The sequence below is a fragment of the Thermoplasmatales archaeon genome (assembly GCA_026127925.1).
GTDB lineage: Archaea > Thermoplasmatota > Thermoplasmata > Thermoplasmatales > Thermoplasmataceae > JAKAYB01.
Genome location: JAJSLM010000004.1, coordinates 1 through 23,165, shown reverse-complemented (window position 1 = coordinate 23,165; position 23,165 = coordinate 1). Strand labels below are relative to the sequence as shown.

Here is a 23,165-nt window from a genome sequence, read left to right as displayed (position 1 = left end):
AGTTATCCATGATTCATTTATTACCGGAGACGATTGTTGTTTTCTAAGTATTCAACAAAATCCCCACTCAAAGCGTAAGTGGACTGAACATCTGTTTTGCCTGCTCTATTTCACTTTTTACCGCAGTTGAAAACGTTACAAACTTGTCCGGATTCTTTGGGTAATTTCGATAAAGTTCATCCATGAATCTCATTTGCTGTACTGTATAAACGAGCCCTTTGAAAGCTTTGATATCTCCTAGCCCTCGTAAGGCAAATTTCAATTTTGACAAGGCAGATAGTTTTGGAACACCTCCGAGCGTGATTTCGGAAGCTTCCTCTGGTGTCAGGAATTTTTCCATGCCATAATTGAGGCTTTTGTTGCTAAGTGATTGCAAATAAATTCTGAAGAGCTCCATGCCACCCATCTTGTTTCCATAGGCATTGTTGTAGTCTAAATTGTAATTCCATAGTCCCCTTACCGACACATCTCGCTCTTCTATTGCCCTTATCGCGTTCTCCGCAGAGAGGACTCCAGCGATAACAGCAGGTCCTATACCTGCTGCGCTGAGTGGGTTCGGCATGGTCATGCTGTCACCTGCACCCATATATCCGTTGAAAACAATAGAGTCAAGCTGTCTGCGAACAGAAACTGTCCAGAAACCGGTACCGTTATTGTTCTTGTCATAGATCCTTAAATTGTGTAATTTTGAATTGAGTTTCACATAATTGTCCAGGAGCGATTTTACCGTATCATTCATCTTAAACTTCTGGTTTCTCGTTTCCATAGCCGCTTGCTGGACTCCTAGGCCGATGTTAACCCTGTTCTCACCCTTTGGGAAGACCCAAGCATAACCTCCAGGCGCTATGTCATTGTTCAAATGAATTAATGCATTGCTCTTGTCAAAAAAACTTGGGTTTTCATCGGAACGATCATACTCAAAAATGTATCTCCCAGTGAGAACTATGTCATTACGTTCTACGTTTCTCTGTATGAATGGATTTTCTGGAAGTTTTCTTCTTAGTATCGACGATATACCCAAAGCATCTATTACAACCTTCGATCTGAAAGTCATCAATTGGTTATCTTGATCTCTTCCATAAATCCCGGAAACATTGTTGCCTTCCAATATAGGGCCGTCTATTTCAAAATTATCCAGATATTTTGTACCAGTTTTAAGGGCAATTCTAAGGAGTCTGGCCTCAAATTCTGGTCTATCGAGTGCGTAGCCATCCCCATCGAATTTGAATCTGTTTCTCAGATCAGGAGAAAGAGCATAAACTGCATGAAAATCTCTTTCTATCTCTGGAGATCCAAAGCTTACCCCAATCTTCCTTTCCAGGAAATCAATATGTGGTTTCCCGATGGCATCCCCGCATACCCACCCCCAATTGGTTTTTTTCCCAACGTTCTTGCTTGGATTTCTATCTATTAGCAGAACTCGATCCAGTTTTCTGGATGCGATGATCGCGGCGGATAGGCCTGCAAAACCAGCCCCTGAAATAATCAGGTCGTAGTATTGTTCCGGATTCTGCATAACATGTAATTGATTATGCCATATTTAAGCCAAGCTTCAACGAAGTAGAAAATACCGTGACATTATTTCTAAAAGTACCAATTAACAAATTTCGTTTTACAATAGACAAGAGTTAAATAGCATGTTGAGGTTGAATGGTAGGAACTTTGGCACTGATTTGAATGAAATCTGAAAATAATGAAGAAAAGAAGATGAGTAGTGAACCGCTGCCACGGCAGCATAAAGTCTGTCCTCAATGTGGATCTGAAAATATATTCTTTGAGATAGGCTTTGTTACGGGAACATATAAATGTAACGATTGTGGGTATGTCGGTCCAGTAATATTCGAGTTTAACGATAAAGAATATAAGAAATTTCTTGCAGAATTAAAAAACAAAGAAGATGAATCTCAATAATCATTATAAAATACACGTATTATTGCAAAACGAGCGTTATTTTTGAGAGTAGATCTTAGCTCTGCTCAATTACAGTTTTTGGTATCTCAGCAAATCTTTTCTTAAATTGTCCGCTTATTGAGATGTACATAACGGCTGTAGCGATGGATCCGATCGCTATAATAATCCAATAAGTTGCAGTCAAATTTCTTAGGACTGCTAGAAGCCATAACCCTATTATGGCTCCACTGAAGGAACCTACGCTGATGTAAAGGTTGTACACACCGATGTACGATCCTCTCATGTTTTCTGGGGCTATGGAGGTTATTATGCTCTGGGTTGTCGGGGAAAGCATATCCTCCCCAAATGTAGAGATGGTCATGAACAAAAGGAGTATCTCCAATGTAGGATAATTTACCAAGACCAGGAATGCCGCAGCGTAGAAGAGGGTACCGATACCTCTCCATAGCATAGGATTGCCCACATTTGTCATGAGCCTTAAGATAGGGATCTGAATTATTACAACAAGGAAGCCATTAAGTGCCCAGATATAGCCAAGATACATGAATGGGAGATTCTCTATGGCTATGGAATAAACCGTTAGCGAACTACCTCTTTGTCTCATGAAGAATCCAAGGAAAATGCCAATAACGATGAACGCAATAAAAAATTTATCTGATCGATATGCTCTTGACAGGTCGCCCTTCAGCAGTGGTTCGTGAAGTTTCGGGAAATATGTTTCTCTCATCATTAGGTAAAGCATGACAATTTCAACGACTGTTGCTATGGCAGAAATGAGAAAAATATACTGTAACCCGTAACCAGCAAGGTAGGCTCCCAGTAATGGCCCAACTGCAATTCCTAGGTTTGCCATTATTCTCATAATTGTGTAACCGGACAACCGATCCTGAACTTCCGTTATATCGGCGACCGATGCCTGCACGGCAGGATACTGGACGGAATTGACAACTATGGTTCCGTACCATGAAAGAACTAACGGAACAAAATAATGGGGGACTGCGACGGTGTAGTATATCAAAAGATAGAGTACCACTGCGGGTATTTGCGAATAAACAAGAATAGATCGCCTGCCGATTTTATCCGTAAAAATTCCGGAAAAATATTGAATAACGGCCATGATCACTGTGGCGAATCCCAGAAGCACCCCGGTTTCAATGAATGATATCTTGTAAACGATTATGAAAATAAGAGGGAGGAATATGAATGTTGATCCCCTGCCAAAAGCTCTAATAAATCTAGTGGCACTAAGGATCCATAATCTCTTGTCGAAACCCCGAATTTTGTACTGGTACGTATTGTTACTCGTTCTACTCTTATTGTTTCCGACTATTTAATTGATTTTTACAGTTATCGTCTTATTTCTGCAAAGTATACGATTGCAAAGTCGAAAGATTGCCATTCTAATTTTGTGCTATGCAATTTTTATATTGCGTTGTTGCTAAATCATGGAATGAGTGACTGTTGAATCTTGTCGTTACTTTACTTGAAATTTTCAATTATTTACGCATGTCTAATGGATGTTGCTGGGTCGTTTCTGTAAGAATAAATTTTTCAAAAGTTCAATAACGATGAAATTCTTTGCGGTTTGTTAGATCTTATTAATCGCCGCACTTAAAATAAGCACTTTAGCAAATATTTATTTAGGTATACCTAATTTCTGCGCAGGAAGAAATACGACACGTATAAGCAATTTCAGAAAGTACATAAAGTTCTTTGGGCCTGCATGGCTTGTAATGATTGCTGATATGGATGCAAGCAGTACAATTGGCGCAGCTGAAACAGGTGCAATATTCAAGTATGGTCTTATTTGGTTCATGATTCTGCTTATAATTCCACTTTACTTCGTTCAGGAAACGTCAGGAAGGATTGGTGTTGCGACTGAAAAGGGTCTTGGGGAGGTTATTCGAGACAATTATTCACATAAAATTGCAGTGATTACAACTCTACCCATGGTACTAACTGACGTGGTAACTTACATAATAGAATACTTAGGCATTGCTATTGGGCTTTCTTTCTTTGGGGTCCCAATAATATTTTCGCTTCCAATTTTTTATATAATCCATCTGACTATTGTGATCCGCAGAAAATACGGGGCTACTGAATCGATATTGGTCGCAGTGTCGGCTTTTCTCATAGTGGCCTTCATGGCGACACTTGTCGTGAGAGGAATCAAATCTTACAACCCGGTATACCTTGTCCCATCGCCAAGTTTTCTCTTCATGCTTGCAGTGAATGTGGGTGCAGTAATCATGCCATTCATGCTATTTTTCCAAGCTTCTGCAACAGCCGAAAAAGTATCCCATATAAGAAAAAGCAATGGAGACACGGATATCTCTGGTGATAAGAGTAATGGAAAGCGATCCCATTTTACTCAAATTGCCCTGAAGTCAATGAGGATGGAAACTCTTTTTGGGGCGATCGTTTCCGAAATGCTGATGGTTATCGTGGAGATGGCCATGAGTGGAATAAATCCTGACATGGATTTTGCTTCGATCCCGGAATTATCAAAAGGTCTTTCAGCTATAGCCGGAGTATATTCTCCATATATATTTGGTATCGGTCTGATAGGGGCTGCTTTTCTGGCTCTTGTGGTAATCTCTCTTGGAAGTGCTTGGGGATTCATGGAAGCGCTTGGAATCAAAAGAGAAAAGTCATCCATTGTTTACATTCTGGAGAGTCTTCCCGCGGTCATAATAGCTTTAATTATCCCCGCAACATTATTGATAAACACGGTTCTTGATTTACTAGTTGTCTTTGTGTTTGTCCTGATTGGTCCGGGTGTGTTAATGGGTGTAATAGCCAGAAACCGATCTATAATGGGTGATTATTCTACATCGCGAAAAGGTGAAATAGCTTACTGGGCAAGCATGATCTTCGTCCTTGTTTTCGGCATCCTTGCCTTAACGTGATCCCTATCCATCTTGTTTGATTAGGGATCGGTGTTACAGTGCATTGCAATTTGAAAAATTCCGGCAGAATATGAGATACCTCCGCTATCAGGTAAGGTGGTTGGGCACAGAGAAAAGGAAAATGTGTGAGTAGCACCTGACGGACAAAAGAATGGGGTTAATTCCAAATCTATATCTGTGAGAACTTACACCAGACCAGAATCGACAAAAGGAGCCTAGTGGATTATCACTATTGGAGTAAAGAATTCAGCATATTTCAGGGCAGAGAGGATATTAATATCCGCCCTGAAGGTATTTGCTTATGACGGAGGAAATATCTGCAATCTCATATCCAAATATCTTAAATTTGTTAAGATTTTTATTGTTGGAGACTAAGACTGTAACCTTGCCTTTGAATTTTTCTTGGTCTTTAATCTGATTAATTGCTGCAACAATAAGAAGGTTATAGCCATCGTCGTTCGAGGCTATTAATACTCGTGAAGAGTTTTCCAGATTAAATGAATTTAATAAATCTTCTTCGTCTGCATTTTGATTCAGGACTATAAAACCCTCTGCTCTTAGCTTATCAGCTTCCTGCTGGTCTCTTACGACTATTACGACAACTTTCCCGCTACCTTTGATACTTGTCACATAACCGTGAACAAAATCAGAATAGCCAAGGACAAGAACGTAATTCTTCAATGACTTTAATTGACGCTCCCCCATTCTTACTACTATCCCCCCAATCCTTCTTTCTATAATAGGTGTTATGATTATAGCCATTGCCCCAAAGAATATACCTATCCCCAGAACAGAAAGTGATATCGTGAACATCCTTGCTGTAAAAGTCACTGGAAGGATATCTCCAAGGCCTAATGTCGTAACCGCTTCACCTGTAAAATATAAAGCATCCTCAATGTTCTTAATAGGCGGGACGAACTGATTGCCTAGGAGCAACGATCCTCCGATACCATAGCTCACAGTGAATATTATGGCTATTATAGCAACCGCAATTTCTGGCCTTCCGAGAGAGATAGACGGATAAACATACTCTTTCCTGTGTCTATAAAGCAATACCAGGACAAGAATTGCCAGTGCGAGCCCAATCCAAGTTATGTCATAATGCCTTAAACTACTTAGTGAAAGAATAAACAGAGTTACGATCGTAGCCGATACAATGGCTCTCCAAGTACCTCTTCCTTTGTTCTTTAATCCATATCCTACTATTGTAATGAAGAATCCGTCAAGAACAGTGAAGAAAGACAACCCTCTCTGGGAAATACTCAAAAGTTTTCCGAAGAAATAGAAAAAGTAAACATGAGTTGACGGTATTATTGTTGCTCCAATTATAATTGTTACTACACCGAGAATAACAACAAATATGTTTACTTCTGGCTTCTTCATAGCCTTACCTTTATGGCAACGATGTTTATTATAGTGATATATATTCGCTTCAATGTAAGGCATCTCCCCGGATCAAATCCTTGCGTCATCCCCTACTTTGCGCTTTTATTTTTGGTTTTTTCTTGAGGAACAAATTGTTCATGGAAATAATCAAAATCGCAAAAAGGATTAAACCTGCTCCTAAATACTGAAAAACATGAAGTCTTGTTCCAAGCAGAATGAGAGAGGAAATCATTGCGGTCAGTGGTTCCATCGTTGCAAATATTGCCGCCTCACTTCCACTGATTCTTTCAAGACTCTTCAGATAGAAACCATACCCTATTACTGTTCCAAGAACTACTACTAGCATTGCGAGGCCTAAAACAGTCAAGATAAAGTCCAGAGATCTTCCGACGAAGTAATTTGTGTCTCCTATGAAAGAGAAAGGAAAAGATACAATAGAACCTATGATGAAACCAGAGAGCATCATAGACCAGGAATTGAATTTACTCAAAAGGCCTCTGGACGCCAAAGTATAGTATGCAGCTGCGAAAGCAGACAACAATCCGGTGACAACTGCTATTATAGGAATAACTATTTTTAGTTGTAAGTCCGTGGCAATAATAAACGTCCCGGCAAATGCGAGAATAACAGCGAAAATTAACAGGGTATTTTTAATTTTAAATCTGATCATCTCAAATAAGGCCACGAGTGGTAAAAAGAGGTATTGCAGAACAGTGGCAATTGAAGCATTTGCATATTCAATCGTCAAAAGGTAGGTTAACTGAGAAAGCAGTACACCAAAGATTGCAAATAATACTATTTCCCAAGAAAAAATTGCTTTGTAGTTAAGCTTTACAAATGGAAGCAATATCAAAGTAGAAACGAATAGACGAAGAAATAATAATAGAAAGGCAGGAAAATTATATACCGAAAATAAGTACTGAGCGATCGTCGCAGAAAGCCCCCACATCGAAGCTCCAATAAAGGCTAGCAAGGCGTATGCGTATGTCTTCAACCTATCTGTACCGACAGTAAGTATAGAAAAGTTTTCAAGAAAATGACGAAGACCGTTCTGAAATCAATAAGATCCTATAAGCACCACAATCCAGCCTATAATGTTAAGAAAAGGTATTACTGTAAGATATGCTCCTGTTTTGAGTGAGGAGCTATCAAGACCTGCTCCAAGTCTATGAATACCAACAGCAACCAAAATAAGACCTATTATGGCAATCACCAGGCCGGGTATTGCTAAGAAAAGGCCATAAAATGATCTATTCAGAAGAGAAAAATAACCGCTGAAAGCCAGTAACACCCCAAGTATCTCTAAAATCACGCCCATATTACCAATAGAATATCTTTCAGATATGTATCCTAGACCTGAAAAAGTGCGGAAAAGGAAAATAAAGGCCAAAATTCCGAGAACAATTACTATTACGTCTACGGCCAGCAACTTGAGCACGAAGTTCAAATAAGCCATAAGAGTGAGGACAACCATGAGAGCCGATGCTTTCCGCAGTCTACTCAGCTCATCCTCGCAAACGGTAGAATCTAGTAAAGTTTCTTCACTTTCACTCATCTGTCAAGTGTTTTAATGAACCAACGTATTTTAAATTTCCTCTCATGCCTACATTTTTTAGTGTAATGAGAGGCAAAGTAGATTTCACAGATTAAACAGAAACTATTGTCCATTAAGGTTAGTTTTATCGTTTCATTGCAGCGCTTAGGGGAGCGGTACTCCACTTGGCCCACAACATTTACTTCTGGATATGAACAGGCTCTTATTTTCTTAATCGGAGAGCTTGTCTGTAGTTTTACTTGGTCAAGTGGTTATCTGCTATAATTTAAAGTTCTGGACCCAGTTATGTATTGGCAAATTTAATTGTGAAATTATGTGAGTTTAGTGAATTAATATTTAAACAGGTAGTTTCTAATTATAAAATTTTACTACTTCAAACGGGCCCGGTGGGATTTGGACCCACGATCACCGACTTAGAAGGACGGTGCCTTATCCATACTAGGCCACGGGCCCCGAAGCTTAACTTTATTGTGTAGTTTAATTTTAATTTTTGCTGTAGGTTAGTTAGACATTCAGGTTACGTTTAATCCACAGTCACAGCATAGAGAAAACAATAAAGAGATAAAAAGGGATACCTATTCATTGAAGTTTGAGGTCAAGATAACTGTCCAAAAGAGTGAGTTTGGTGATTATATTCGTGCTATGCAACCTGATCTCGTTAGCAACGTCGGAAGATCAAGAATAAGAATCGATGAAAATTCGAACTACTTTTATATTTATATATCATCGCCTGATATCGCAGCAATGAGAGCAGCCTTGTCTTCGTTTACAAGATGGTTCAAGGTTGTAACCGATATAATGAAAGGGGTCGAATAGAATTGGAAAATGATATAAGTCAGTATATTCAAAATCAACTTAAGCAAGCTCAACAAATTGAATCCCAGATAGAACAGGTTGTCAGTCAGAGGTATCAGCTTGATTCTCGAATTAAAGAGCTCGAGAAGTCTCTTAAGGAGCTCTCTTCGATATCCGAGGATACACCAGTATACAAAAGCGTTGGAAATATACTCTATCGGGTAGAGGATCGAAAGAAATTGATAGATGAACTTTCCGAACAGAAAGAGCTAAGCGAAATAAGAATAAAGACTCTAGAGCGACAGCAAAAAACTCTTGAAGATAAGTATAAGGAAATAGAGACGCTTGTTCAGCAGAAGTATGCAGAAGAAACTTCTAAAAGAGGAACATCACAGTGATAGAATCCCCAGACGTACAGGCAACGTCACCATATTATAAAATTTCAATAAATGAGGCAGGAGTTTCTGGCGTAAAATTTCCCATAAAGATTGAGAGAAATGGGCATATCATAGATCTTTCTGCCACTGCCAACGTTTTCGTTGACTTGCCAGAAGGGAGGAAGGGTGCCGATTTCTCAAGAGAAATAGAATCTATTTATAGTGTTATTTCGTCCCATTCGCTTCATTCTATCGAGGATGTCTCGTTCAAGGTCGCCTCTCTAGCTCTTGAAAAGATGCCTTATTCAACAGTCTCCAGAGTTTACGTATCTGCGGACTACTTCAGGAAAGGAAAGAACGATGCAGGAATGGACATATTTGTGCCTTACACAATATTCAGTAATGCAGTGGCGCGATCAAACGGCGTGCATAGACTTTCTATCGGTGTTGTTGTTCAAGGGATGAGCTCATGCCCATGTGCTATGGAATCAACTCGCGCGTTAATGGTTTCCGATTTCCCAGAGTTGGAAGTGGCATTGAAAAAAATACCAACTGTAACGCACAATCAGCGGAATAGGATCACGCTTGAGATAGAGACACCAGATGGTAGTCTACCAGAGGCGGATGATATGATCAAAATATGCGAAGATGTTCTTGGAGGTTCTCTGCAGTCATTATTGAAGAGGATGGACGAAGCCAGACTTGTATATAATTCACATAAGAAACCAATGTTTGTGGAGGACATAGTACGCGAAGTAGCTGCTAAGGCAGCTGAAAAATTTGCTGATTTTCCTCAAGAAACTATGATCAAAGTTTCATCTGAAAGCGACGAAAGCATCCATCCTCACAATGCAAGAGCGCATATCTCTCTTAGTCTTCGTGAAATCAAGGAACAGTTGGACAAAACTAAATCCTGAGTGGTTTTCCATGTCCTGGAAGTATCGTTACAGGCGAGTATGATATTATTTTTTTCTCGGACTTCTTTGCTTCATCCATGTCGGCAGTGAATTGTTTGTTTATGTTGAGTTCCCCATTGTGTACCACAACGGCATCTCCAACAAACATCATTCTCTCAGGTTCGTAAAAAAACGAGGTACTTCCCGCCGTATGTCCCGGTGTCTCCACAACGCTAAGATCCTTCATTTTAAACTTTTCGAGTGGCAAAACATCCTGAACTGGCATGGACTTCATGAGGCCACCGACAACTCTAGACATGAATGTTCCTGCCGTACGCATTTTTTCTTTGCCCTGTATGGTCGGGACTTCGATCTTATTTGCATATATTTCTGGCTTAAATCTATCGTAAATAATGCTGAGGCCACCTATGTGATCCGGGTGATCATGTGTTATCAGAACAATATTAGGTGAAATTCCTAGGACTTCAAAAAATTTTATGATCTTTTTAGCTGATGACTTCGTCCCACAGTCAACGAGAATATTCTTATCATTAATCTTGATAAAATAACAGTTGGCCATTGTTCCGTCTATAAGTTGAACGTTATCGCTGATTCGCATTGTGTGGTATTTTAATGATCAATATAGAACTTTTTCACTTTATCTTATCTCGGGGCCATTTAGTTTCTGCCAAAGCTCAAAGCACGTTGTATTCTTATCAGAATAGCCCTATACTTAAATAGTATTAATTCAATTACTTTAATATGACGCAATTTGAAGTTATTGAGCACAAGGATGGTATCAAGAAAAACGAACATATTATCTATTGCATAAATTATGTGGATCCAACTTTTGCCGTTGCAAGCATTGACAGGAAGTTGGAAAAGGGGAGCCTTGTTCTTTTAGATGGAAATAATGTAATACTGGATAACAAGGTGGTAGGCAATGTCATTAAAAGGAAAAGTTCAAGTGAGGTCAAGGTCAGCACGGATTATGACATAAAGTACACCGGTGGATATTCACTGGACGGAAAAACAATCTACCTTGACGAACACTTCCCACGTATTCTGCACGTTGAGGGCAAAGAGGTGGATGCAGTCAAAAGTATCGGTTTACATCATGAATTGCCGGAAAAGTGGCTTTCTGACGAAAAGTACGAGTATCCTTATGCTCATGAAATTGCTACGGGCATAGAGAAACAGTATGTGGAATCTTTAGGGGTTACCTGGAAAGGGTACTGCGATGAAGTGGACAAGAATCTAAGGCAGGTATACAAGAGGGAACTCGGCAAGTCTCCATCAGCTCTCGATCTAGCACCCTATCTTTATTGCAGAGATCAAGAGGCATTAAAGGAAATAAGAAAAAGCGAAGAAATATAAATTGAACTTTAAAACTATAGTCTTATCTTAGCTGTTATTAGTCTGTCTCGTTGATTCTTTTTAGCATTTTTACAACGCTATCGACGGCATCTTTTGCCATTTCGATTCTGGCCTGTGCCTGTAATCTACTCTGGTTCGGCCCAGAAATTCCCAAGGCAACCGGCTTAGAATACTCTACAGAAAGATCCTCGATCTTTCTTGCTGCATTCTGCATGATAATCTGGTCGTGATCTGTTTCGCCTTTTATCACTGCGCCCAGAGTAACCACACCATCAATCTCTTTCTTTTCCAGCAATTTTTTAACACCTAGAGGTATGTCAAAGGTGCCAGGTACCTGAAGAACTGCGCCTATCTCTACGTCAAGAAAATTTGCCTGTTCTTCCGCTCTTTTTAGCATGCTCATCGTTATGTCATAATTATATTCCGAAACAACAATTCCTATTTTCATTTTTATCATCTCAATGCCTTACTCCACTTCTTGGCTCCTCAGTTGAACCAACATCCTCGAAACCCTGTCTCAACCCTTTACCTGCATTTTTACGCAGTATGTCGGGGTTGAATACAAGATTGAAAGCATTTACTGCATGTTCACGGGAACGACGATCTGCCAAAAATGAAAGCTCACTTAGGTTTTTCGCTTCATCTTCGTGAACGAATACCTCAATTATGTGTTTGTTTGTCGCGAGTTGAACCTGCATTATTCCCATGGAAGCAACCTGTGCGGAAACCTTGTCTATAGGCTGTGCTCCTGGCATTCCGCATGCAACTATGATGTCGCACCCCTGTTCCTCAATCAATTTCTTTGCCGCAACAGGGATATCCTTAATCCCTGGAACAGTGTACCTTATAATCTCAAATCCCGTTCCTAATGATTCAAGTTCGTTGATGACTGAACGTCCCATATCGAATCTCGCAAAAGTAGTATCAACAATACCAAATTTTTTCAAAGAGAACCCTCTATAATCTCCAATAATTTTGTTCTTATCGAAGAACTACTCAGATACTTTGCATTATCAAATTTAGATATCCTTACAACTTTTGTGTTCAGTCCAAGATCCTTGCATTTCTGTTCAATGGCTTTGTCATCAAATTTCTGATCATATCCAAGAGTTATTATATCCGGCTTGTTCTCTTTTACCGTTTGGAAAATGTCCCCCTCATGTCCTACGATCGCCTTATCTACTGGCTTAAGCTGGGATACCAACGCAACACGTGCCTTTTCATCGAAAATTGGTGCTTTCCCTGACTTCATTGCTGTAGAATCCCTAGCCACAACTACCAATAATTCGTCACCCAACTTTTTTGATTCGATCAAATAATGAAGGTGCCCAAGGTGAAGAATATCAAATACCCCCGTTGCCATTACTTTGGTCATCTTTCCACTGAGCGATTATAGTATCCCCTTCTATAAATGTTAAGTTGTGTTCCTTCGCAAAAGTCTCAGCTTTATTTCGGCGAAGCGAATATCCGTCCGTATCCAACATCTCTACTATTGTAGCCGACGGTATCAAATTTGCCTTTTCCATAAGATAAGTACTCAGTTCTGTGTGCCCTCTTCTCTGGCTAAAATAACCATTTCTTGCAATGATCAGTATTACGTGGCCAGGCACTCTGAAAATCTCTGAAAAGACATCACCCGCACTTCCATTATATTGATTCAGGTTGCTAAGGAAACCAGCGAAACTTGTTATGGTCAGTGCTCTGTCATTGTCAGGTATTCCTGTGAAAGTTCTTCTGTCATTTATCGTGACCGAAAATGAACTGTTTTTATCATACCTAAGGTCGGAATTATCGAAGGCCCTAGGATTGAGCTTCAAATAATTTCTGTATACATCCTCTATAAATGGAAGCCCAATCTTGCTTGCATACCTTTCCGGAAGAGTCGTACATATCAGTCCGCCCCCAAATGATCTCATAAATTGTACTTTTTCGTGGTCAACGAACTGTGATGCAAAAACTATATCAGTTTCCCCCTCCCGCTCCGGATTATCAAAAATAAGGACAGGTTTTCCAGACTTCAAGTCATTTAACGCTTTTTTAATCATAATATGTAATTTCACGACATTAATTAAATATATTGGTAACTACTAGAATACTAGTAGATTACTTAAATTACTTATTCGCAATTGTGGAAAGTTGATTCTGAGAAGATATGATCCTTCAGATCTAGAACTAATATGTATGCTAGAAAAGAAAGCATTCGAAGTTGGTCCATATACAAAGCGTATGTTAAAAAGGATTTTCAATAGTCCTAAAGCATTTAACATTGTTGCTGAAGAAAATAAAAAGATTGTAGGATACGTTGTTGCTTTTCCCCTAGATGAAAAAAAGGCTGACATAGAAACTATTGCAGTTGATCCAGATTTTCACAGATTCGGAATAGGAAGTAAACTGCTCCTTGGCATCGAGAATGAAATGAGGAAAAGAGGTTTTGGTATTTCAGTTCTGGAAGTCCGAAGTACAAACTCAGAAGCTATAAGTTTTTACGTTAAACATGGGTACAAAACGGTAGAGCATATGCATCATTATTACACAGAGGTTTTCCGCGGTTCAAGGGGAGCTTACAGGATGGAAAAGTTATTGTAACTCTATTTATCATTTCCTGAATAAATCACACTACTGGTCGTTTTTTGAAATACTTATAACTCATATTGCCATAATTGTCTAATGTAATTCTATTATGCAACTGTTGTCTCATTCCTTATTCTAATGGAATTACATTAGGCTGTATTAACGTCCATAGGAAAAGAATGAAATTAATACATCGTGTTTCCACCAATTATTTGGGGGCTATTCTAAATTTGGGATCTACTTTAGCATAATGTAGAAAACTGGAATCCACACTTTCTCTCTTTATGTCTCAATTCCAGAAACTTTCGGAAAGCGCGTGCTCTCGTCTTATACGAAAACTTCTCCAATCAAGTGTCACAGTAACCTGAGGTAAATGTCGTCACACCGATACGCTTCAGAAACTTACTTTTAATTACTCGAGATAATTTGCTGAAACTCGAAAATGTTCCTACCAACAATTTGTATGGAATGGGCTCGACCGGATTTGAACCGGTGACCACCGCCTTGTAAGGGCGGTATCATGACCACTAGACTACGAGCCCGTCTCCAGGGATATCTCAAGAGAAGATTATAGCCTTTACTCATATGTCGCGATTTCCGGTATTCTTCTCATTTGAGATTAAGGAGACGTAGGTGTAGAATTTAAAGATATTTACTTCTGATCTATTTGGTCAACAAAAGTACATCTCAATATCGCAGCGGCTTTACTAATAGCTGGTGAAAGTGTAAGTCGTTTTACATTTTTTATTGAAACAACTCTTTTCGTGAATTCTTCGTTAGATACTCCATCAAAAGTAAGGTCATCCATGCCTTGGAAAATTATCTTATCTCCTAATTCTGTTAAAGTTTTCTCATCAATTGTAAGCACTCTTATATTCTCAACATATTTTACATTTGAGGGCTGTTTGTTCTGCAAATTTCTTGCTGAATGCCTTATGTCCTCCACGGTCGAGAGAAAATCTCTGTATGCCTCATTCGTTACTTCACCCACATTTTTTCCGGTGCTCTTCGCAAAGGATATCATTTTTTGATAGAGCTCTTTGCTTACACCTTTTATCGACACATCTCTTTTCTTTTCTTCATCGTTTGTCATGAATGATAGATTACAACTTAGTATTTAGATTTCATGATTTCCAGAAATCTTTTCAATATTGTAATCTTGTAAATCTTTCAAGCATGACCTATTTCATGAAATTTGGAATAACGGGTATTTAGCTTATTCATGCACCAAAAAAACTTATATGGTCATCGCATGGGGAATTTCATGGATGATGATTCAGTTGACAAGGGAAGACGGAATTTCCTCAAGGCAATGATTGTATTGTCAGCTGGCGTAGCTGCGGCTAGTGTTGTTAGGGGTGTTCTTGGAAATGTGATTGCACCTCGGTCAGGCTTAACTTCATTTCCAACGATGACCCTTGTTAACAGCTCGACTAATCAACCAGTTCATACGGCCGATCTTGAAAACAATAGCTCAATAGCCTACGTTTTCTATTACCCTCTTCAGAATGATCCAAACTTTCTGATTCGCCTTAGGAATAAATCAGGACAAGATGTTACAGTTCTTCCAAGCGACGTGTTAATCCCCGCTACAGGAACAAAGTTTAAGTCTCCACCCGGTGTTGGACCGTTTAAATCTGTCATATCATTTAGTGCTATATGTGAGCATTTGGGGTGCATTGTGCCAATTATCCACTATTATCCTGGAGGAGCGTCGATTCCTGGACATCCTACTTTAAGCAACGAGACCGGATATATTCACTGCAGCTGTCATGGTAGTACGTATGATCCATTGCACGGTGCGGGAGTTATTACGGGACCAACACAAAAGCCTCTTCCTAATGTAATTCTTGATTATGATGCCTTAACTGATATCTATAAAGTTAAGATGATGACTGGTCCAACAATCTACAGTAAACCAAACGATCTTTCTGGGGGGACACCATTCCCAACCGGAACCACAACAACAGGTGTTGGAGAGGTAGCAGTTTAATCTACGGAGAAAAAAATATGGAAAAAGAAGACCAAAGGCAGAAACCTGGAAAGTTTCAGATACCAAAGCTTTTTAAACCGCCGCAGAAGGGAGCCATTTTGGGTCCAGATGCTATGCATATAGACGATTTGCCATTGAAGACTGTACCCGATTATATGAGGAAAAGGGGGTCGATATGGTACTGGACTGGTGCGATCATCTCTATTGTGTTCGTCTATCAAGTGATATCTGGGTTACTGTTGCTGATATACTACAATCCTGCTGATCCCTACGCCTCAACTGAGGCAGTAATAAACACAGTACCGTTTGGTTCCCTTATGTTAACCACGCATCTCTACGGTGCTTACGCGATGATTTTCTTGATTTACATACATATGTTCCGAAATTACTTCTTTGGAGCATATAAAAAACCTAGACAGCTTCAATGGTTGAGTGGTGTTGGTCTTCTCGCTACAACCGTTGGAGTAGGGTATTTTGGATATTCAATGGTTGATGATGTTCTTGCCACAGACGCAACGGATGTTGGACGTGGAATAGCAGGTGCAGTTCCTTTCATTGGGAAATACCTGGATTCTATCTTTTTTGGAAATGGCACTAGTTTAAGTTTATTCCAGCACATGCTGGCTTGGCATATAATTCTGGTTGTTGGTATCTTTGCCATATTCGGCCTTCATTTCTGGCTGGCTGAAGCAAACGGTATGATGCCCAGACACAGAGATTCTAACTATAAGGCCCCATCTGTGGACACAGAGAAGCCATGGTACAAGAAATGGTATCCATACAATATGGCGTTTATAATTCAGATAGCGCTCTTCACGTTCGCTTTTGTAATAATCATACCCTCAATACTCGCATTAATGGGAAACGTCCCCACTTTGTTTTCCCCATTTCCTCAGGTCCCGTCATCAAGTCCTTTGGCGGCATTTGTCCCACCGTACCCTCCATGGTTCCTTTTATTCGTGTACAAAGCTGTCGATTTTCAGTTTTTTAGCTTAGCCGGTCCGTTGTCTCCATTGGCTGCTACATTCATGTTTGCAGTAATACCCCTGGTTTATTTCTTAATGCTTCCCTTTATTGACACTACCGATGATTTGCACCCTCTGTCAAAGCCAATGATAACTTCATTTGGCATATTAGGGATCATCTACCTAATCTTAATGTCCGCTTGGGGGGCATTAGCACCTGGCATAGCTATCCCAACTTCTGAGGTAATTATAGTCTTAGCCATTCCTTTCGTGGTCGTCGTATCAGGGATCTTCATACTATCGAATCAGTACAAAAGAGGCAAATTTAACATAACTCCAAAGAAGATATTCTCCTCATTCTTTCTCTTCCTTTTTGTAATGATTTTTGCTGCTTATATGTTCGGACAGGGGTTCTTTTCCGCCTTGTCGGATCCTTCAGGAATGAACGTTTTCGCTACTCTTGCATCAGGAGGAGTAATGATGTTCGGAGCAGTAGGCACGTCAAGATCGGCCAGGATATCTGAACACTTTGATGAACCACCGAAAAAGGTTTCTCGCAATCAATATCGTATGAACAAGGATCTGGCAATGGTTATATCCGGTCTGCTGTTAGTCAGTTCGATTGTAATTGCATACTTTACTTTTCAAGTACCGATTGTTGGTATAGTAGGAAACGCGCAATTCGGCATAGGCATGGGGTTCCTCATGATAATTGCAGCTATTATAGTCAGAATTTATAGGGCGGCGTTTTACAATGAATAATGTGAATGTAGATGGTTTCAGCGGAATTTCCTTCTGGAGGGAGAATAATTTAGGTGTGATAGTCATAAAGACAAATAAAAATTTTAACATGACGCGTAACACCATTGATGAAATTATTTTGGCACTCACATCGGCTTCTCTAGATAGCGAAGTGAAAGCAGTTGCTTTTACTGGTCAGAACAATTATTTCGTTAATTCGATAGAAGCAGATGATTCTGAGACATTGAATCTGCTGGAATCTGTGAGGACTCTCTCTCTTTCCTTGGCTTCATTTGATAAGCCAGTATTTTCACTTTTAAACGGTCCGTGTAAGAATAGCGGATATGAAATTTCTCTCCTTACTGATTATATGATCTCTACTACTAATAATGAGGTAGGTTTTAACAACGATTATGAATTCATCATGGGTGGTTCAATAACTTCCCAGAAATATAAATTCAGCATAGTTGGCATAGCGAAAGAAAATTTAAATGTTGATGCAGTAGTTGCAAGGGAGAATTTTCTCGGCGACTCTGTGGAATTAATAAACAGGATCAGTTCCCGTATAATGGTGCAAACTAGAAAATCGAGATTAAGACACATACGTGAAGTAATCGACGATGAGCATCTTCGCTACATTAAGAACAGATATTCAGACTTACTGAAAAATCGTGAGGTTCGTCAAAAAGAGGTGATTGATTAATGCCTTCTAGTTTAAAGGGATGGGTAGCTTTTATAATCGTTACCTTAATATTGCTTGGCGGCGTATTCAGCTGGAATCATGTATTTCCAGCTAAAGCCAGTGGTATAACCATAACTGGGATAAGTGCGTCGTCGAACTCCAGCTTTTCAGGGACCTTTGATGCCGCAAATGCAACATTTATGACAACGGTTGATAACTCTTCCTCAACTGCGTATTTCACTGTTACCCTTGTCTCAAGTGTGAGTTCCGGTCCGTTGAATATATCTATAAGGCCTGGTTATGTTATCAACATGTCAAAATTCAATAGTACGTTTGCCAACATATTCTCGAAAGTTAATGCCACAGTTAAGAATACAACGCTTGCAACTACGCTAGCAACGACATATACTTATCAGAATATAACTTACGCGCTTTATCAACCTATAAATGTAACGGGCATCTCATTAAGCGGGGGGAGCGCTACCTTTCACTTCTCTTTGTCATTAAACAAAACTGCACTTGAAAATTTTGCTGCCGGTGATATAAGCGTCGGTGCTATAAACATAAACTATAGTTCTTACGGGGACGTCGGTGCTATAGTTTTCACAATGAAATAATGATTATAGTTTATTACCTGCATTTTTTATTCATGAATTTGAGCATTCAACTTTTTGCTAATATCAGGCTGGTTGACATTTTCTCAGAGCCATCCTTAATCCCTCTCTTCATGTCATTTTAAGTCATTTTTCTCTCTATGAGATGCATCTCTTTTTTTGGCTATGAAAATGTAATACTTATAAGTGTAAATATTCTGGTAATTACTTATTTTCTAGTAGAATTTAACACAACATTGAAATAGTTAGATTTTCATCAACAAGTAGAATAAGAAGCGAAGCACAATGGAAAATAGAACAGTAAGTATCATTATCCCGACTATTAACGAAGTAGATAATATCCCAAAAATAGTGGAAAACTTAGTTAGTATAGCAAGGGGGAATCCGACATTAGGAATAACAGAAATAGTCATTGTTGACGACAAGAGCACAGACGGTACGCAGCAGGTTGTAGAAAAGCTCGCAAATGAGATTTTAGATTTATCCATTATTCTGTTAGAGCGAAACAGAAAAATGGGTCTTCTTAGTGCCCAGATAGATGGTGCCAGTGTCGCAAAGGGTGAAAAGGTAATAATGATGGATGGTGATTTACAACATCCAGTAGATATTATTCCAAATTTGATTATAAATTCCAGAGGACGGGACTTGGCCATAGCTTCTAGATACAACGGCGGTAAGTCTGTTAGGCTTCCTTTGAGGGGGTTAATTAGTCGTACAGCTACATTCATTTGTCACGTTGCTCTTCCAATCACTATAAAAGTGAAAGATCCACTTTCAGGGTTCTTTATAGTACGAAGGAAATACGTCTCAGATTTGAGAGGAAAATCTTTAGTGAAGATTAAACTTCTACCTTACCTGATTGCGAGGTACAGGGAACTTGTAATTTCTGAAGTTCCTTACTGCTTTGTAGAAAGAGAGAACGGGCATTCGAAAATTGTTGACAAAAGATTCAAATTTGTTTTTCAATACCTTTTTGATGTTTTCTACATGATGAAGGTCAATAAGGAATCAAGAGATAGGAGCACTTCCAATTATGTTAATAGACTTTCGCAGAAGGCCCGTGCTCAAAAGAAAGAAGAACCTTAGAAATTTGCAGTCAGATATTTTTCTACAATCTTATAAACCTCAGGTACGTGTTTTTGATTGGAAAGGGAACAGATCTGCCTATGATAATCTGGTGAATTGCAAGTAAGATTTCAACAGAAGTGATACAATTCAGGAGCAGGGCCGTTATAATAGCACTGTTAGCAATATTTTTACCCAGACAAAACGTGTCGCAGCGAGTTATTTTTTGGAATCACGTATTCAAAATTTAAATTGAAAATTCCAGTGCGGTTAACACGTTCAAAAACTCGTATTATCCTTGTCATACGGTAAGGTGATCACACTTTTTCTTTAACCATTTTATTATCAATCTCTAGGCAAATCATATGTATAATTGCTATATGTACTTCCTGAATTATCGGTGTCAGATCGGATTGCACAGAAAAAAGTTCGTTAACTAAGTCCCTCATCTTTCCTCCTTTTTTTCCAGTTAACCCGACTGTGTATGCACCTTTTGCTTTTGCAGATAGTATTCCATTTATAACATTCTTTGAATTTCCAGAAGTGGATATACCGAATACAACGTCATTTTTATTGGTAAGAGCCTCAACAGGTCTTGAGAATATGTCATCGAAAGAATAGTCATTTCCAATCGCTGTTATCGACGACGTATTTGTGGTCAATGCAATGGCCGGAAATGCTTTTCTTTCTACAGAAAAATGACCATCAAGTTCAGCAACAAAGTGCTGTGCATCTGCAGCAGATCCACCGTTGCCAAACGCTATTATCTTTCCACCTTCCCCAAAAGATTCGTAAATCCTATTTGCCAACAATTTTATTTTATTCAAATCGACAGCGCTTCTGGCAGCCAACCCTTCCCTGATGTATTCTTCTAATGAAATATCCATAGGTTAGATAATGATCGCATGCATAATATTCTGTTGCTACTCTTCTTTATGGATATTTATTTTACTCAGAGAAAGGATCATTGCATATTTAGCAAAATGGTTTCATGATTGAATCTGCCTTTTATTATCTCTATGCTGAGGAGAAGTGCCATAACTTCTCTGGTAGATTTGTGAGATCAAAATGCATTTCAATGATTTGTTCGCCACTTTTAGGCAAATCGAGGCACGAAGGTTTGTTACGCTCTCACGTCCGCGTTATTAGAAACTATCGTAATTTATTTTTAGTCTTTTCTATAAGCAGATTTCTTGTAATTTCTTCTGGGTCTGAAGAGCCTTCCTGCTTTTTCAGATCATCGTAGAGTTCTATCAAGGTCCTGGATTCTTCCATCATTCTTTCTTTATTTTTCTTTAAATTCAGAATCATATCAATGAAACCGTCCACTTCACATACATCTATTATATTTTCGATATTGTATCCACCTAATCCTCTGCACCCAACGGTTGTAGAAATTATTGGGATTCCGTGCGCCATATAATCAATCATTTTTAGATTTCTGCCGCTTCCTTCAGTGACCGGGTTAAGAGCAGCAAAAGAGTTACACATTAGATCCTCTTTTTGGTTGTCACTTACGATTCCAGTAAATATCACATTTTTTGGAGAATCCCTTCGAAATGGAAAAGGAAAATTTCCTAAAATATAGAACTTTACTTCAGGAATCTTGATAGCCATCTTTTTTATTGAATTTACGGCATCTATGTTCGGGGAATAAACGGATCCAATAAAAACGACACTGTCGCTTTCAGAGCCATTCCATGTTTTACCAACGTTAATCTGGAAATGTGGGACAAGAAATAACTTCTCTCTTTGGACTGAATAAATTTTCAGAAAGTCATTTAAGTCATCATTGGTAACGCAAAAAATAGCATCTGCCACAGCAGAAATTGCTAGTTCTAATTCTTTAACCTCATCGTAGAAAATGTTTTTTTCACGCAGTCTGGATTCTACGTTATGAGCATCGTAAATGACGACTTTCCCTTTAAGGTCGTTTTCAAACGTCTTAAAATGCCAGGGTCCTTCAAACACTACCACATTCGACTCTGCAATTTCTTTTTTTGAAGACTTAATAAATTTTTTTCGTAAAAATCTGGACCTGGCGATAAGTATCTCTAATGATCTATTCCCTTTCAGTATTGACAATCCAGTTAGGATTATGGACCTAAATTGGAATACAAAATCAGTACGGCGATCCTTGAACACTGTCCCAGCAACAGAAAAAATCTTTCTATCTTTAACATTCTTGAATATGCTGTAGCACCTCATTGAGTACGCACTAGTGTATTCTGGAATGATTTTGCCGTGAGATAATTGTAAAATTTTGATTTTGTTTTTATCTATACTGTCTAGATTTTTATGCGTGATTTTACGGTTTTCGTTAACCATGTTAACATTCACCTTTGGAAGTTATCATCAGTCCGAAGCTCAAACTTCTTGTGTATAACTTTATACTTTCCATTTCGTTCAAGAGGGCTTCAAGAATTGCTTTTTTCATTACGTTTTTTGACGCGTTGAGATCCGATTTAAGCAATTCTGCCATGGCAGCAATTCCATGCTCTGAGAAGTTGTTTCCTATAGTTAGAACATTCTTCACGCAAATGTAGCTACTCAAGGTATTCTGGTGCTTAGCTAGTAATTTGCCCTTTAGCTCTTTCTTATCATAACTGTACAGCTTGTTTTGAATCACAGCATGCCATTGCCCGCCGTGATGTGTATAAACATGAAGTCTCTTCCAGTATATGTGCAACAGGTTCAGACTCTCCGTGGCTGTCATCGTTGATACTATATAAATTATATGTAATTAAGAAGTGTGTTGCGTAATTCAATAGGCATATATCATCTCCCTGAGAATGTTGTAATACTGAACCTTCAAGGCAATCTCCTGTGCAATGTAATCGGGTCTTATGGCTTTGATTATTTCTCCCATGGTTCTCTTCAGGCCTGAGAAGTATATCTCGACATTCCATCTCTTTCCGTAATCAACAGATTTCTTCCATTCGCTCTCTGATGTCTTTTTGATCTGTCTGACTATCCTAGCCCTTGCAGGTGATCCCCTGCTCTTTGAAGATGCGTTGCTTCTCGGTGGTATTATCGCATCCTCTTCGAATATATTGTATATCGATTTGGAATCATATCCCTTATCGCCGAATATTCTCTTAACCTTGCCCCTGATGTTCTCCAGGATCTTCCCTCCCTCCCTGGCATCATGCACATGTTCATCTGTGATTGCAAATGACAACACAGAGACATCGTTTATGGATATGACAGCATGAAGCTTGGACCATCCCTGATCTGCGCCCTCTAATTTTGGACAGTTTTTCCGCTGTTTTATGAGACATTTTCTTTCAACCTCCTTCTCTTCTCCATTCTGTTCTTCAATATCCTC

Annotated in this window: 27 protein-coding genes and 2 tRNA genes; 12 read left to right on the top strand and 17 right to left on the bottom strand. The window is 39.1% G+C overall.

The annotated features are described in order from the left end of the window. Positions 1-67: 67 nt before the first annotated feature. Positions 68-1,516 (bottom strand): hypothetical protein, encoded by a 1,449-nt coding sequence (locus LVQ96_04755; protein ID MCW6170464.1) that lies wholly within the window; start codon positions 1,514-1,516, stop codon positions 68-70. A 161-nt stretch (positions 1,517-1,677) separates the two neighbouring features. Between LVQ96_04755 and LVQ96_04750 the strand changes: the two genes are divergently transcribed. Further along, complete coding sequence (locus tag LVQ96_04750; protein ID MCW6170463.1) at positions 1,678-1,911, top strand: hypothetical protein; 234 nt, start codon at positions 1,678-1,680, stop codon at positions 1,909-1,911. A 55-nt stretch (positions 1,912-1,966) separates the two neighbouring features. Here LVQ96_04750 and LVQ96_04745 read toward each other — a convergent pair whose 3' ends face one another. Continuing rightward, on the bottom strand, positions 1,967-3,163 hold the full coding sequence (locus LVQ96_04745; protein MCW6170462.1) for an MFS transporter: 1,197 nt from the start codon (positions 3,161-3,163) through the stop codon (positions 1,967-1,969). Positions 3,164-3,644: 481 nt separating this feature from the next. Between LVQ96_04745 and LVQ96_04740 the strand changes: the two genes are divergently transcribed. Further along, positions 3,645-4,820 (top strand): divalent metal cation transporter, encoded by a 1,176-nt coding sequence (locus LVQ96_04740; protein ID MCW6170461.1) that lies wholly within the window; start codon positions 3,645-3,647, stop codon positions 4,818-4,820. A 273-nt stretch (positions 4,821-5,093) separates the two neighbouring features. Here LVQ96_04740 and LVQ96_04735 read toward each other — a convergent pair whose 3' ends face one another. From LVQ96_04735 to LVQ96_04720, 4 genes are all read right to left on the bottom strand, one after another. Further along, on the bottom strand, positions 5,094-6,203 hold the full coding sequence (locus tag LVQ96_04735) for an NAD-binding protein (GenBank protein MCW6170460.1): 1,110 nt from the start codon (positions 6,201-6,203) through the stop codon (positions 5,094-5,096). An 85-nt stretch (positions 6,204-6,288) separates the two neighbouring features. Continuing rightward, positions 6,289-7,200: an EamA family transporter gene (locus LVQ96_04730; GenBank protein ID MCW6170459.1), complete on the bottom strand. Its 912-nt coding sequence runs from the start codon at positions 7,198-7,200 to the stop codon at positions 6,289-6,291. Between the two features lie 63 nt (positions 7,201-7,263). Next, a complete protein-coding gene (locus LVQ96_04725) occupies positions 7,264-7,761 on the bottom strand; it encodes a DUF973 family protein (protein MCW6170458.1) in 498 nt (165 codons plus the stop codon). A 378-nt stretch (positions 7,762-8,139) separates the two neighbouring features. Further along, a tRNA-Arg gene (locus tag LVQ96_04720) sits at positions 8,140-8,214 on the bottom strand. Between the two features lie 129 nt (positions 8,215-8,343). Here LVQ96_04720 and LVQ96_04715 point away from each other — a divergent pair. From LVQ96_04715 to mptA, 3 genes are read left to right on the top strand one after another with little or no spacing between them, the layout of a single operon-like run. Beyond that, positions 8,344-8,577 carry a CTAG/PCC1 family protein gene (locus tag LVQ96_04715; GenBank protein MCW6170457.1) on the top strand — a complete coding sequence of 78 codons (234 nt, stop codon included), beginning with the start codon at positions 8,344-8,346 and terminating at the stop codon, positions 8,575-8,577. Between the two features lie 2 nt (positions 8,578-8,579). Beyond that, positions 8,580-8,954, top strand: coding sequence for a prefoldin subunit beta (locus LVQ96_04710; protein MCW6170456.1), 375 nt, complete (start codon positions 8,580-8,582; stop codon positions 8,952-8,954). Then, positions 8,951-9,850 carry a GTP cyclohydrolase MptA gene (mptA, locus tag LVQ96_04705; GenBank protein ID MCW6170455.1) on the top strand — a complete coding sequence of 300 codons (900 nt, stop codon included), beginning with the start codon at positions 8,951-8,953 and terminating at the stop codon, positions 9,848-9,850. The genes LVQ96_04710 and mptA overlap by 4 nt, the downstream gene beginning before the upstream one ends. Here mptA and LVQ96_04700 read toward each other — a convergent pair. Beyond that, a complete protein-coding gene (locus LVQ96_04700) occupies positions 9,840-10,448 on the bottom strand; it encodes an MBL fold metallo-hydrolase (protein MCW6170454.1) in 609 nt (202 codons plus the stop codon). The two genes, mptA and LVQ96_04700, sit on opposite strands and share 11 nt — an antisense overlap. A gap of 143 nt (positions 10,449-10,591) precedes the next feature. On the opposite strand from LVQ96_04700, the gene LVQ96_04695 reads away from it, so the two are divergent. After that, positions 10,592-11,206 carry a hypothetical protein gene (locus LVQ96_04695; GenBank protein MCW6170453.1) on the top strand — a complete coding sequence of 205 codons (615 nt, stop codon included), beginning with the start codon at positions 10,592-10,594 and terminating at the stop codon, positions 11,204-11,206. A 37-nt stretch (positions 11,207-11,243) separates the two neighbouring features. Here the strand turns inward: LVQ96_04695 and ribH are convergent, their stop codons facing one another. From ribH to ribB, 4 genes are read right to left on the bottom strand one after another with little or no spacing between them, the layout of a single operon-like run. Next, positions 11,244-11,654, bottom strand: coding sequence for a 6,7-dimethyl-8-ribityllumazine synthase (gene ribH / locus LVQ96_04690; protein MCW6170452.1), 411 nt, complete (start codon positions 11,652-11,654; stop codon positions 11,244-11,246). A 10-nt stretch (positions 11,655-11,664) separates the two neighbouring features. Further along, positions 11,665-12,153, bottom strand: coding sequence for a riboflavin synthase (gene ribC, locus LVQ96_04685; protein MCW6170451.1), 489 nt, complete (start codon positions 12,151-12,153; stop codon positions 11,665-11,667). Continuing rightward, positions 12,150-12,581 (bottom strand): FAD synthase, encoded by a 432-nt coding sequence (locus tag LVQ96_04680; protein MCW6170450.1) that lies wholly within the window; start codon positions 12,579-12,581, stop codon positions 12,150-12,152. Before LVQ96_04680 ends, ribC begins: the two co-directional genes overlap by 4 nt. Further along, positions 12,550-13,251 carry a 3,4-dihydroxy-2-butanone-4-phosphate synthase gene (gene ribB, locus LVQ96_04675; GenBank protein MCW6170449.1) on the bottom strand — a complete coding sequence of 234 codons (702 nt, stop codon included), beginning with the start codon at positions 13,249-13,251 and terminating at the stop codon, positions 12,550-12,552. The genes LVQ96_04680 and ribB overlap by 32 nt, the downstream gene beginning before the upstream one ends. A gap of 91 nt (positions 13,252-13,342) precedes the next feature. Between ribB and rimI the strand changes: the two genes are divergently transcribed. Continuing rightward, positions 13,343-13,792 (top strand): ribosomal protein S18-alanine N-acetyltransferase, encoded by a 450-nt coding sequence (gene rimI / locus LVQ96_04670; protein ID MCW6170448.1) that lies wholly within the window; start codon positions 13,343-13,345, stop codon positions 13,790-13,792. A gap of 454 nt (positions 13,793-14,246) precedes the next feature. On the opposite strand, the gene LVQ96_04665 is transcribed toward rimI, so the two are convergent. Together LVQ96_04665 and LVQ96_04660 are read right to left on the bottom strand one after the other, a co-directional pair. Beyond that, positions 14,247-14,319, bottom strand: a tRNA-Val gene (locus LVQ96_04665). A gap of 110 nt (positions 14,320-14,429) precedes the next feature. Then, the gene (locus tag LVQ96_04660) at positions 14,430-14,870 is read right to left on the bottom strand and encodes a hypothetical protein (protein ID MCW6170447.1); all 441 of its coding nucleotides are present in this window, start codon (positions 14,868-14,870) and stop codon (positions 14,430-14,432) included. 171 nt (positions 14,871-15,041) lie between these two features. On the opposite strand from LVQ96_04660, the gene LVQ96_04655 reads away from it, so the two are divergent. From LVQ96_04655 to LVQ96_04635, 5 genes are all read left to right on the top strand, one after another. Further along, on the top strand, positions 15,042-15,770 hold the full coding sequence (locus tag LVQ96_04655; GenBank protein MCW6170446.1) for a Rieske 2Fe-2S domain-containing protein: 729 nt from the start codon (positions 15,042-15,044) through the stop codon (positions 15,768-15,770). Positions 15,771-15,787: 17 nt separating this feature from the next. After that, positions 15,788-17,497 carry a cytochrome bc complex cytochrome b subunit gene (locus tag LVQ96_04650; GenBank protein MCW6170445.1) on the top strand — a complete coding sequence of 570 codons (1,710 nt, stop codon included), beginning with the start codon at positions 15,788-15,790 and terminating at the stop codon, positions 17,495-17,497. Next, entirely contained in the window at positions 17,490-18,179 is a 690-nt protein-coding gene (locus LVQ96_04645; protein ID MCW6170444.1) for an enoyl-CoA hydratase-related protein, read from the top strand. Before LVQ96_04650 ends, LVQ96_04645 begins: the two co-directional genes overlap by 8 nt. Then, entirely contained in the window at positions 18,179-18,775 is a 597-nt protein-coding gene (locus tag LVQ96_04640) for a hypothetical protein (GenBank protein ID MCW6170443.1), read from the top strand. The genes LVQ96_04645 and LVQ96_04640 overlap by 1 nt, the downstream gene beginning before the upstream one ends. A gap of 282 nt (positions 18,776-19,057) precedes the next feature. Further along, a complete protein-coding gene (locus LVQ96_04635) occupies positions 19,058-19,858 on the top strand; it encodes a glycosyltransferase (protein ID MCW6170442.1) in 801 nt (266 codons plus the stop codon). A gap of 296 nt (positions 19,859-20,154) precedes the next feature. Here LVQ96_04635 and LVQ96_04630 read toward each other — a convergent pair whose 3' ends face one another. The 4 genes from LVQ96_04630 to LVQ96_04615 all read right to left on the bottom strand — a co-directional run. Further along, the gene (locus tag LVQ96_04630; protein ID MCW6170441.1) at positions 20,155-20,724 is read right to left on the bottom strand and encodes an SIS domain-containing protein; all 570 of its coding nucleotides are present in this window, start codon (positions 20,722-20,724) and stop codon (positions 20,155-20,157) included. Between the two features lie 265 nt (positions 20,725-20,989). Then, a complete protein-coding gene (locus LVQ96_04625; GenBank protein ID MCW6170440.1) occupies positions 20,990-21,982 on the bottom strand; it encodes a glycosyltransferase in 993 nt (330 codons plus the stop codon). Between the two features lie 184 nt (positions 21,983-22,166). After that, positions 22,167-22,553: a hypothetical protein gene (locus LVQ96_04620; protein MCW6170439.1), complete on the bottom strand. Its 387-nt coding sequence runs from the start codon at positions 22,551-22,553 to the stop codon at positions 22,167-22,169. 48 nt (positions 22,554-22,601) lie between these two features. Next, positions 22,602-23,165: transposase (locus LVQ96_04615; protein ID MCW6170438.1), on the bottom strand; the 564-nt coding region annotated here is incomplete at its 5' end.